10 protein-coding genes are annotated in these 10,687 nt (G+C 72.3%); 4 read left to right on the top strand and 6 right to left on the bottom strand.

Going from position 1 to position 10,687, the window contains the following annotated elements; genetic code table 11:
- Positions 1-94 precede the first annotated feature (94 nt).
- On the top strand, positions 95-1,444 hold the full coding sequence (locus tag ACWIF2_RS38570) for an erythromycin esterase family protein (protein WP_454366097.1): 1,350 nt from the start codon (positions 95-97) through the stop codon (positions 1,442-1,444).
- A 7-nt stretch (positions 1,445-1,451) separates the two neighbouring features.
- Here the strand turns inward: ACWIF2_RS38570 and ACWIF2_RS38565 are convergent, their stop codons facing one another.
- The 6 genes from ACWIF2_RS38565 to ACWIF2_RS38540 all read right to left on the bottom strand — a co-directional run bounded on the left by ACWIF2_RS38565 (position 1,452) and on the right by ACWIF2_RS38540 (position 7,562).
- Entirely contained in the window at positions 1,452-2,642 is a 1,191-nt protein-coding gene (locus ACWIF2_RS38565; protein WP_454366095.1) for a serine hydrolase domain-containing protein, read from the bottom strand.
- A complete protein-coding gene (locus ACWIF2_RS38560) occupies positions 2,639-3,157 on the bottom strand; it encodes an NUDIX hydrolase (RefSeq protein ID WP_454366093.1) in 519 nt (172 codons plus the stop codon). Before ACWIF2_RS38560 ends, ACWIF2_RS38565 begins: the two co-directional genes overlap by 4 nt.
- Before the next feature lie 91 nt (positions 3,158-3,248).
- Positions 3,249-3,755 (bottom strand): excalibur calcium-binding domain-containing protein, encoded by a 507-nt coding sequence (locus ACWIF2_RS38555; protein WP_454366091.1) that lies wholly within the window; start codon positions 3,753-3,755, stop codon positions 3,249-3,251.
- A gap of 109 nt (positions 3,756-3,864) precedes the next feature.
- Positions 3,865-5,022 carry an alkaline phosphatase PhoX gene (locus tag ACWIF2_RS38550; protein WP_454366089.1) on the bottom strand — a complete coding sequence of 386 codons (1,158 nt, stop codon included), beginning with the start codon at positions 5,020-5,022 and terminating at the stop codon, positions 3,865-3,867.
- Positions 5,023-5,220: 198 nt separating this feature from the next.
- Positions 5,221-6,708 (bottom strand): sensor histidine kinase, encoded by a 1,488-nt coding sequence (locus ACWIF2_RS38545; RefSeq protein WP_454366087.1) that lies wholly within the window; start codon positions 6,706-6,708, stop codon positions 5,221-5,223.
- The gene (locus ACWIF2_RS38540) at positions 6,705-7,562 is read right to left on the bottom strand and encodes a response regulator transcription factor (protein WP_454366085.1); all 858 of its coding nucleotides are present in this window, start codon (positions 7,560-7,562) and stop codon (positions 6,705-6,707) included. The genes ACWIF2_RS38545 and ACWIF2_RS38540 overlap by 4 nt, the downstream gene beginning before the upstream one ends.
- Before the next feature lie 217 nt (positions 7,563-7,779).
- Here ACWIF2_RS38540 and ACWIF2_RS38535 point away from each other — a divergent pair, with 217 nt between their 5' ends.
- The 3 genes from ACWIF2_RS38535 to ACWIF2_RS38525 all read left to right on the top strand — a co-directional run.
- A complete protein-coding gene (locus ACWIF2_RS38535; protein WP_454366083.1) occupies positions 7,780-8,385 on the top strand; it encodes a carbonic anhydrase in 606 nt (201 codons plus the stop codon).
- A 453-nt stretch (positions 8,386-8,838) separates the two neighbouring features.
- Positions 8,839-9,012 carry a hypothetical protein gene (locus ACWIF2_RS38530; RefSeq protein ID WP_454366081.1) on the top strand — a complete coding sequence of 58 codons (174 nt, stop codon included), beginning with the start codon at positions 8,839-8,841 and terminating at the stop codon, positions 9,010-9,012.
- Positions 9,009-10,687, top strand: a 1,679-nt coding sequence (locus tag ACWIF2_RS38525) for a SulP family inorganic anion transporter (RefSeq protein ID WP_454366079.1), incomplete at its 3' end; no start/stop codon positions are given. The genes ACWIF2_RS38530 and ACWIF2_RS38525, both read left to right, overlap by 4 nt.

The following is a 10,687-nucleotide window of genomic DNA, read 5'->3' as shown; positions in this document are numbered from 1 at the left end:
GTGCGGAGGTGCCGCCCCCGTTCTCTCGTTTTCTCGCGATCCGTTCAGGTATGGGTGGGTTGTGGGGCGTCGGGTGGCGGGCACGTATGCGGGTATGCCGCCCTTGCGTGTAGTGACCCTTGTCATCGTGGTGTTGTCCCTCTGCGCCCCGGTCCCCGCGGTCGCCGCCGCTCCCGGTACGGCGGGGGACCCGGTCATGCCGGTCCTGGAGCGGGCCGCGAGCCCGCTGCGTACCGTCGGGCCCGGCGGGGACGTCGGTGACCTCCGGCCGGTCGGGGGAGCGGTCGGGGGCGCGGGCGTGGTGGGGATGGGTGAGGCGACGCACGGCTCGCACGAGTTCCTCACGGTCAAGGACCGGGTCTTCCGGTACCTGGTGGAGCGCCGGGGCTTTCGCACCTTCGCCCTGGAGACGGCCTGGAGCACCGGAGTGCGCCTCGACGACTACGTCGTGCACGGCAAGGGCGATCCGCGGCGCATCATGCGGGAGGACTTCCAGTACACCTACGCGCTGAACAACACCGCCGAGAACCTGGCACTGGTCGAGTGGATGCGGGCGTACAACCGCGAGCACCCCGGGGACCCGGTCCGGTTCATGGGCGACGACTGGGGCTACACCGGGCCGGAGCTGTACGACCGGGTGACGGAGTACGCCGCCCGGGTCCGGCCTGAACTCGCGCCGCGCCTGGACGAGTTGTACCGAGGGCTGCGGCCGACGGTCCCCTCCGCCGAGTACCAGAAGACGTACCTCACCCGGCCGCTCGCCGAACGGCGGGAGATGGCCTCGCGGACCGGACGCGCCCTGAAGCTGCTGGAGTCAGCGGCGCCGGGTGGCGAGGCCGGGCGTGAGGAGTTCGCCCGGGTGCTGCGGCACGCCACGGTCATCGACCAGACGGCGACCGGCTACGGCTTCGACTTCGCGGATCCGCGGCAGGTCGCCGAGGCCATGCGGTGGCGGGACGGCGTCATGGCGGACAACGTCGTCTGGTGGCGCGAGCACACCGGGCACCGGATCCTGCTGTCGGGCCACAACAACCACATCGGCTACGAACCCGAGGACCCGAAGGTTCTGCCCAGGACGCAGGGGGCGTTCCTGCGCGACCGGCTCGGCAGCGGCTATGTGAGCATCGGGCTCACCTTCGGCCGTGGCGCGTTCAAGGCCACCGACCCGGAGGAGACGCGGATGCTCACCCACACGGTCGGCCCCGCCCGGCCCGGCGGCAACGAGCACACGCTGGACCGGGTGCGCCACGACCGCTACGTCCTGGACCTGCGGACCGTACCGGCCCCGGCCCGCCACTGGCTGGGCACGGCCCGGCCCACGCGCAGTGTCGGCACCGCCTATCCGGAGGAGCGCAACGAGTTCGACATCGCGCTGGGCCGCTGCTTCGACCTCCTGATCCATCTGAAGCGGGTGCGGGCCGTCGACCTGCTGCCGACGGCCTGAGCGCCGGTCACCGCCGGCACAGCTGCCGGTCGATGATCCCCTGGAGGGCCCTCTCGGTGGTGAGGAGGTGGGTGTCGTCGGTGGTCCTGCCGTTGACCGTGATGACCACGGACCGGCTGCCGTCGGCGGTGACGCCCGTTCTGACGAAGGTGCCTTCGAGGTCGCCGTGGTGGCCCCAGCGGCTGCCGCCGCACGGCAGCGGCTGTCGCATCAGGCCGAGGCCGTAGCGCAGTCCGGGCGTGAACCGCTGGTGCTCCTCGTTGGTCGGGACGGTGGTGCGCATCGCGGTGAGCTCCCGGGGCGGCAGCAGTTCGCCGGTGAGCAGGGCCGTGAAGAACCGGTCCAGGTCGCGGGAGGTGGAGACCAGCGCACCGGCGGCACCGGCCCACGCCATGTTCCGGACGGTGGTGTCGGTGTGGCCGCCGGACCCGGCGAACCGGTGGTAGGTGCGAGCGTACGGCTTCGGCAGGTACGGGTCGTCTCCCGGGACACGGGTGCCGCGCAGCCCCAGCCGGCGGACGATCCGGGCCTTCACCTCCTCGGCCCAGGGGCGTCCCGTGACCTTCTCGATGATGGCGCCCAGCAGGTGGTAGCCGGTGTTGGAGTAGCTCCAGCGGGGCTCGGGGTCGCCGGGGGCGACAGGGGGGAAGTCCGGGGGGTGCCGCAGGGCGGCGGCGACGAGGTGCTCAGGGTCGATGTGGTCGAAGCGATGGCGCTCGAAGTCGGGGGCCGTCCTGCCGGTCAGCTCGGTGCTGTCGTAGTCGTGCAGACCGCTGGTGTGCTGGAGCAGGTGCCTGACGGTGATGCGGCGGCCGTCGTTGCCGTGTCCCCGGACTAGGCCGGGCAGCCAGTGCTCCACCGTGTCGTCCAGGGACAGCCGCCGCTCGGCGGCCAGGTGCAGCACGGTCGCGGCCACGAAGGACTTCGTGACGCTGGCGACCCGGAAGTGCGCGCCGTCCGGCACGGGGCGGCCGGTGCCGAGGGCGGCTTCTCCGGCGCCTGCCTCGACGGTGTGCCGTCGGTCCCGGACGCGGATGTGGACGCTGACCGCCCGGGTTGTTTCCAGGGCCCGCGCCGCCTCCTGTTCCAGCCCGTCCGGTGTGCGGGGTGTCGTGGCCGGGGACGAGGGCGTGTTCAGGGCCAGGGACAGTGCGAGGGAAGCCAGGACGGCTGCCGCCAGGCGGCGGGGCGCGGTCACTGGGGCAGGCCTTCCCGCAGGCAGACGACGGTTCCGGTCAGCGCGGCCGTGTGCAGGGCGGCCAGGGCCGGCAACGAGTTCGTCAGCGGGGTGGATTCCAGGTCGCCGAGGGCGAACAGGCCGTCGTCGTCGTGCTCGGCGCTGCGCCTGACGGAGAGCCCGGCCGGGAGGCGGCCGCCGTGGAAGTAGAAGTCGATGACCGGGCCCGTGCCGTTCACATCGGCCCGGTGGTCGTAGCCGATGAGCCGGGGATCGTGGTCGACGACGATGCCGGTCTCCTCGTACAGCTCTCGGCGCGCGGCACCCAAGGGGTCCTCCCCGTGGTCGAGCATGCCGCCCGGCAGCCCCCAGAGCCCGGCGGCGGGCTGGCACCCGGCGTAGCGCAGCAGCAGGATCCGGTCCTCGGCGTCGAGGAGCAGAACGCACGACGCGACGATGGTCTGCGGCAGCGTCTTGACCCACTCGGCGCGCGGCAGCACGGGCTGGGCGTCGGGGGCGGGCACGGTCGTGTCCACGGTGATGTTCCTTCCGTCGGCCGGGCAGCCCGTACGAGCTGCCCAACCGGAGGAACGGCCGGACGCACCGATGGTCACCGGCCCACCCGGGTCACGTGTCGCAGGCGACCCCGTCGTTGTCCCGGTCCAGGTGGGAGGCGTACCCGGGTTCACCACGACTGATGGGCGCGGCACCGGCGGCCCGGACGGCGCTGCAGTTGGCGTAGTAGACGTCCGCGCCACCGGAACCGCCGTCGTCCGAGCCGCTGTCGCCGGAGCCGCCGCCCGCCGCCGGCCGGGCGGTGACGGTGACGGTGGCCCTGACGGTCTTCGTGGCGGTGACCGTGGGAGCGGGTTCCGGCTTCTTCGCGAGCGGAGTCGCGGTGGCCGTCGCGGTCGCGGTGACCGTGACGGTCGGCCGCGGCTTGGCGGCCGCCGGTTTCGCGTCGGTGGTGGTCTCGCCGCCGCCCGCGCCGATGCCCGCGCCTATGAACAGGGCCAGGCCCAGGGCGGGCACCATGTAGCGCTTCCTGGCCCAGCGGGGTGCCGGGCGTGCGGGCTGCGGCGCGGGCGGCGCGGGATACGGGCTGTTGTGCGGGCTGCCGTACGGATTGGTCATGGTCATCCCCCCAGAGGTCTTACGTGAGGGGATGACCGTAGGACCCGGAAGCCCTTGATGAGCGTGGGGTGACCAATCTGTGATGGTTGTGTGAAGTCGGGGCGGGCGGCTACGAGCGGAACGGGCCCTTCACCTCGTAGGTGATGCCTCCCGAGGAACTGCCGGTCGTGCCGCGTTGGCTGGAGAAGTAGAGGCGGGTGCCGTCCGGGGAGAACGCCGGGCCTGTGATCTCGGAGCCCGACTGGCCGTCGATGCGCAGGAACGAGGCGACGACGTCGTCCGGCGTGATGACGCAGATCTCCATGTTGCCGCCGTCCTCGGCGACGAACAGGTCGCCGGAGGAGGAGCTGGTGATGTTGTCGACGCCGGTGAGGGGGGCCGTGCCGTTGACGAGGGAGTCGTCGTAGGCCAGTTCGTACGTGTTGTTGAGGAGGTTGAGCTGCCAGACGCGGTTGTCGCCCTTGGTCGTGAACCAGACCGTGTCGTTCGCGTAGTGGCAGCCCTCGCCGCCGTTGAAGGACTTGGAGCCGGAGACCTGGGAGCGGGTGGCCGTGGGGGAGCCGTCCGGGTCGGGGACGTCCGTCCAGGTGAAGGAGCCGCTCGTGGCGCTGCCCGCGACCATCACCTGGAGTGTGCCGGACGACAGGTTGCCCCAGGTCGTCGGCACGAAGCGGTAGAAGCGGCCGTTCGACTCGTCCTCGGTCAGGTAGATGACCTTGCGCACCGGGTCCGCGGCCGCCGCCTCGTGCTTGAAGCGGCCCATCGCCGCGCGCTGCACCGCCGCGTTCGTGCCCCACGGGTCGGTCTCGTAGACATAGCCGAGGGACACCTCCTCGCAGGACAGCCAGGTGTTCCAGGGCGTCTTGCCGCCCGCGCAGTTCTGCCGGGTGTTGGAGAGGATGCGGTACGCGCCGGTGATCGCGCCCGTCGAGGAGAACTTCACCGCGCTCGCGCCGCCCGAGGGATTGATCTCGGAGTTGGAGACATAGATCCAGCCCGTGCCGTCGGCGTAACAGGCGCCGCCGTCCGGGGCGTTGTGCCAGGTGTACGACGTGCTCCCGACCCGCTGGCCGGAGCGGGCGATCACGCGGCTCGTGAAGCCGCTGGGGAGTCTGATGCCGTTGGCGTCCGGGGAACCCAGCGCCCCGTAGGGGCCGGAGCCGGGCTGGGCCGGGGCCGCGTAGGCGGCGCCGCGCCACAGGGTTCCGCCCAACGCGGCCGAAGTGCCGCCGATGACGGCCGCACGCAGGAGGCTACGACGTTCCACTCTCACTCCAAGAGGTGCCGTACCGCCCTGCCGACGGTCGACGGCAGGGTTGTGCGTGGGGGGAGGCGGAAAGGACGCTATGGGGGCAGGGTTGACGGAGCATGGACAACTCGTGGCCGTGGGACGGCATGCAGTGTGCCGCCCGCGGCCCCGCCTCGCGAAGCCGTCCGGGTGTCCGGCGATGCCGTCCGTACGTTCTCACGCCGGCAGCGCCGGCGCCTCCCGTCTCGGCCTCCTCGACCGGTCACCGCCCGGCCCGTGCCCCTCGACCGGCGGGCGTACGGACGGCAGCCGGATCACCACGTCCAGACCGCCCGTCGCCGCCGCGTGCAGGGTCGCCTCGCCGCCGCTGGCGTGCGCGAGCCGCTGCACCAGTGCGAGGCCGAGCCCCGTGCCGCCCTTGGGGGCGCCCGGGGCGCGCCAGAAGCGGTCGAAGGCGCGGGCGCGCTGCTCCTCCGTCATGCCCGGGCCCTCGTCGGTGACGTGCAGGTCGACCCAGCGCGGGCGGCTGTCCCGCAGGGCCCGGCGGGACGGGGCCTGCAGACGCAGCTCGATGGTCACGGTGCTGCCGGTCGGGGAAGCCCGCAGGGCGTTGGACAGCAGGTTGTCCATGATCTGCTCGACGGCTCCCGGCACCGCGAGCACCGGGCCCACGCTTCCCGCGAAGAGCACGAGGGAGACGCCCTCCCGCGCGAACAGGGGCTGCCAGGTGCGGTGCCGTTCCGCGCAGACCGCGCCCAGGTCGACCGTGGCCGGGATGGCCGCGTGCTCCTCCAGCCGGGCCATCGCCAGCAGGTGCTCGACCATCCGGGCGAGCCGGTCCGTCTCCGTGACGGCGGCGGTGAGACTGCCCCGGGCCCGGGCGGCCACGTCCGGCTCCAGGTTCTCCAGCCGCAGCCGCAGTGCCGCCAGGGGCGTCTTCAGCTGGTGCGAGGCCTCACCCGCGAACGCGCGCTGGGAGGAGAGCAGATGGGCGAACCGGGCCGCGGTGTGGTTGAACGCGGCGGCCAGACTGCGCACTTCCGGCGGCCCCTTGGTGATCGTCACCGGGGTGAACCCGCCACCGCGCTCGGCCAACTCGTGTGCCGCGTCCTCCAGTTCGAGGATGGGGCGGCCCGCCCAGCGAGCGAAGGCGAAGCCGACCAGGGCGACCGCCGTCAGCACGGCGAAGCCGCCCAGGGCGAGCAGCAGCCACACGTGGTGGACGCGCTCGTGCACCGTGCGGGTGGGCACCGTCAGCCACACCGCGCCCACCGGCCGCGCCTCCTGGCCGACCGGCGCCGCCACCGACAGGTACTCGACACCGCCGATGGTCGAGGTGCGCACATCCACCGTCGAAGTGCCCCGCAGCGCGGCCGCGATGCCCGGCCGAGCGGCCAGATTGCCGGACATCGCGGCGTCCCTCGGGTGCGAGGTGGCGAGCGACGCGCCGGAGGCGTCGACGATCACCACCTTCCCGCCGATGCGCTTCGCGCAGTGCGTCACCCGTGCGGGCAGGTCCCGCTCGGCCCGTCCCGCCGCCAGGGACAGCGCGGCGTACGCGGAGACCGACTCGGCCTCGTCCTTCGCCGCGTTGACCACCCGCTCGCGCTCCCCGCGCGAGTAGACGAAGCCCAGCGGGATCTCCAGGCAGAGCAGCACCAGCGCGGCGAGACTGAGGTAGCTGAGCAGCAGCCGGCGGGTCACGGAGAGGCCACCCGCGTGGCGTTCGGCCCGGTGTGCACGGACAGCCGGAAACCGACGCCCCGCAGCGTCCGGATCCACGCAGGGTGACCCAGCTTGCGGCGCAGCGCGGCCACATGGACGTCCAGCGTCTTGGTCGGGCCGTCGTAGTGCGGGTCCCAGACGCGGTCCAGGATCTGCTGGCGCGAGTAGACCGCGCCCGGGTCCTCGCTGAGGAGCGCCAGCAGGTCGAACTCCTTGGGGGTGAGCAGGACGGGGACCTCGCCGACCCAGACCTGGCGGGTACGGCGGTCCACCACCAGCGGGCCCGGGTCGTGCGGGGGATCGGGGTCGGGGTCGTACGAGGCCGCCGCGGGAGGCTCGTAGGAGAGGGCGGGGGCCGGCTCGTACGGGGGTGGCGGTGCGGGGGAGGGGTCGTACGACGGCTGTGGCTGTGGCTGCGCCTCGGGGGTCGCCGGGGTACCCGCGGTGCCCGGTGCCTCGGAGAACGCCTGGTGGGCGCGTTGCGTGCGCCGGGTCACCGCCCGGACCCGGGCCACCAGCTCTCGTACGCTGAAAGGTTTCGCCAGATAGTCGTCGGCGCCCAGTTCCAGGCCCAGTACGCGGTCGGCCTCCTCGCCGCGTGCGCTGAGGATGACGATGGGGACGTCGGAGACCTGGCGGATGCCCCGGCAGACGTCGATGCCGTCCATGTCGGGCAGTCCCAGGTCGAGCAGGACGACGTCGTTGTAGGGGCCTCTCAGCCCGTCCGTGCCCGTGGCGACATGATCGACCGTCAGTCCGAAGTGGCCGAGCCCCTCGGTGAGAGGCTCGGCGATCGTCTCGTCGTCCTCGATGAGCAGCACTCGTATGCCCATGCGTCCTGTCTCTCCGTGAGCCGGCATGAATCCGGGCAGCGCGAATTCGCATTCTCTGCCCTGGAGTTCACACGCTACAAGGTTACCGTTCGTATGTATATCCGGGACAAAGAATGTTCAATTCCTGGCCGGGCTCTGGAGTTCGCTTAACCTTCCTCTGTAGGTCGGCCGTCTACGGTGGGGTGCATAGAAAGAAACCCCAGCTCAGGAGGCGGAGTTGAAGGCACTGCTCGACCGGGCGCGCACGTTCAGGACGCGCGTAGATTTCGACAGCGGCGAATACCGGAAACTGGCTGAAGGGCAATATCCGGAGGTGCTGTTCATCACCTGCTCGGATTCACGGGTCATACCCGCGCTGATCACCGGCGCGCGGCCCGGTGAGATATTCGAGCTGCGCAACGCGGGAAATATCGTGCCGCCCTACGGACGGCCCGGGGCCTCCGGCGAGGCGGCCACCATCGAGTACGCACTGGAGGTGCTCGGGGTTCAGGACATCGTGGTGTGCGGTCACTCACACTGCGGTGCGATGGGCGCGCTGAAGTCCGGCGACGACCTCTCCGCACTGCCCGGTGTCGACGCCTGGCTCCGCATCGCCCGCCCCGAGCTGACCTCCGTACTGGAGACCGCGCCGGACGACCCGTCACTGCCTGAGGTGTCCCAGGGCAACGTCGTCAACCAACTGACCGCACTGCGGAGTTACCCGGTGGTTCGGCAGCGTCTCGACGCGGGCCGGCTGCGGCTGCACGGCTGGTACTACGAGGTCGACACGGGGTTCGTGTACGAACGCGGCGACGACGGCACGTTCCAGGTGCATGCCGCATGAGCGGGGCGCACGCGCGGGGACGGGGTGCTGCCGCACGGGGTGCTGCCGCACGGGGTGGCCGGGGGGTCGGCCCGGGGGGAGGCGTGGCGGACCCGGGAGCGGCTGGAGCCGAGGGGGGCGTCTCGGACTGGGGGGCGAGTGGTCCGGCGATGGGGGGTGGCGCGGACTGGGGGTCGGGCGGTCCGGCGACGGGGGGTGCTGCGGGCTGGGGTTCGACCGGTCCGGTGGAGGAGACGGGGAGTTGGGGTCCGGCCGGGTCTTCGGACACCGTCGCGGACTGGGGGTCCGGCGGTCGTTCGGAGGGCGGGGCTGACTGGGGGGCGAGCGGTTCTGGGGGCTGGGGGCCGAGCAGTCCCGGGGAAGGCACGGGGAGTTGGGGGTCGGCCGGGTCTTCGGACGTCATGGCGGACTGGGGGGCCGGCGGTCGTTCCGAGGGTGGAGGCCGTCCGAGGGGTGGCTCTGCCCGAGGTCCGGCAGGTGGCGGCCCTGCCGGAGGCCCGGCAGGTGGCGGCCCTGCCGGAGGCCCGGCAGGCGGCCCCGCCGGAGGCCCGGCAAGGGGTGGCTCTGCCGGAGGTCCGGCAAGGCGTGCCGGTGGCGGTGTGCTGGGCGGGCTCGCCGGCAAGATGACAGGTGGCTCGAAGGGGGTGGGGAGCAAGGGGGATCTCGTCACCGACATCACCGCCTCGCTCGTCGTCTTCCTCGTCGCGCTGCCGCTGTGCATCGGTGTCGCCGTCGCCTCGGGGGTTCCGGCCGAGCTCGGGATCATCTCCGGGGTGATCGGCGGCCTGGTCGTCGGCGCGGTCAAGGGCAGTACGCTCCAGGTCAGCGGACCGGCCGCCGGGCTCGCCGCGCTCGTGGCGGACACCGTCGCCGACGTCGGCGTGGCCATGCTCGGCGTGATCGTGCTCTTCGCCGGTCTGCTGCAGATCGTCCTGGGGCTGGTGAAACTGGGCCGGATGTTCCAGGCCACCTCGGTCGCCGTCGTCCAGGGCATGCTGGCCGGCATCGGCGTTCCGCTGATGTTCAGCCAGGCCTATCCCATGGCCGACGCCAAGGCCCCCGGCACCGCGCTCGAGAACATGGCCGGGATCCCCGGGCTGCTGGCCGGCATCCTGACCAACCCGCAGGCGATGATCGCCACCCTGCTCGGCATCGTCACGATCGTGCTCAGCTTCGTATGGAAGAAGGTGCCCGGCCCGGCCGGCAAGATCCCGGCCGCGCTGGTCGCCGTGGGCATCGGCATGGTGGTCGCCGCGCTGCCCGGCGTGGACGTGAAGACGCTCCAGGTGGGCAACCTGCTCGCGTCCGTGAACCTGCCGGGCGCGGAGCAGTTCGGCGCGCTCACCGACGGGGCGATCATCACCGCCATCCTCACCTTCACGGTCATCGCGTCCGCCGAGAGCCTCTTCACGGCCGCCGCCGTGGACCGGATGCACAGCGGCCCGCGCACCCGCTACAACACCGAGCTGGTCGCCCAGGGAGTCGGCAACACCGTCGCGGGCGTCCTCGGCGCACTCCCGATCACCGCGGTCGTGGCCCGCAGTTCCGCGAACGTCCAGGCCGGGGCCAAGACCCGGCTCTCCCGCACACTGCACGGCCTGTGGCTGCTCGCGTTCGCGCTGCTGCTGCCGCAGGTGCTCGCGCTGATCCCGATCTCCGTGCTCGCCGGTGTCCTCGTGCACAGCGGCTGGAAGCTGTTCGCGCCCGCCGAGTTCCCGAAGATGTGGCGGCAGGACCGGGGCGAGTTCGCGGTGATGACGCTGACCACGCTGGTCATCGTGGCGACCGCGCTGCTGGAGGGCGTGCTGTTCGGTGTCGCCGCGGGAATCGTGCTGGCCGCGCTGCGCATGTCGCAGACCGTGATCCGCCAGCACATGGAGGAGGACACGGCCAAGGTCGTCATGGCAGGCAACGCCACGTTCCTGCGCCTGCCGAAGGTGATCGAGGCGCTGGAGGCGGCCGCCGCGTCCGGAAAGCCGCGGATCCGGCTCGACCTGACCGGCGTGACCCATCTCGACCACGCCTGCCGCAGCCAGGTCGAGGAGTTCACCGCCCAGCAGCGCGGACTGGGGCTGCGGGTGGAACTGCTGATGCCCGGGGAGGCCAAGCAGGCCGAGCCGGCCGGTTCCCGCACCGCCGCGTCCGCCGGGGAAGCCCCGGCCACGGCGCCGCTGCCCAGGCGCCCGGTCGCCGCCATGGGCGAGGAGCCCGCCGAAGCGGCGGAGCCGTCGCCATGGCCCACCGCCGACGCCGAGTGGTTCTACCTCGACACGCGGCCTCTGCCGGAGGAGCAGTCCCGCTC

This window comes from Streptomyces sp. NPDC055506 (genome assembly GCF_053643595.1).
Note: the sequence above shows the minus strand (reverse complement) of the source record. Positions and strands in the feature narration are given on the sequence as shown.

Excerpts from the sequence above, each read along its gene's own strand:
- ACWIF2_RS38570 (WP_454366097.1), top strand. The coding sequence starts at position 95 with ATGCCGCCCTTGCGTGTAGTGACCCTTGTCATCGTGGTGTTGTCCCTC.
- ACWIF2_RS38555 (WP_454366091.1), bottom strand. The coding sequence starts at position 3,755 with ATGACCAATCCGTACGGCAGCCCGCACAACAGCCCGTATCCCGCGCCG.
- ACWIF2_RS38540 (WP_454366085.1), bottom strand. The coding sequence starts at position 7,562 with ATGGGCATACGAGTGCTGCTCATCGAGGACGACGAGACGATCGCCGAG.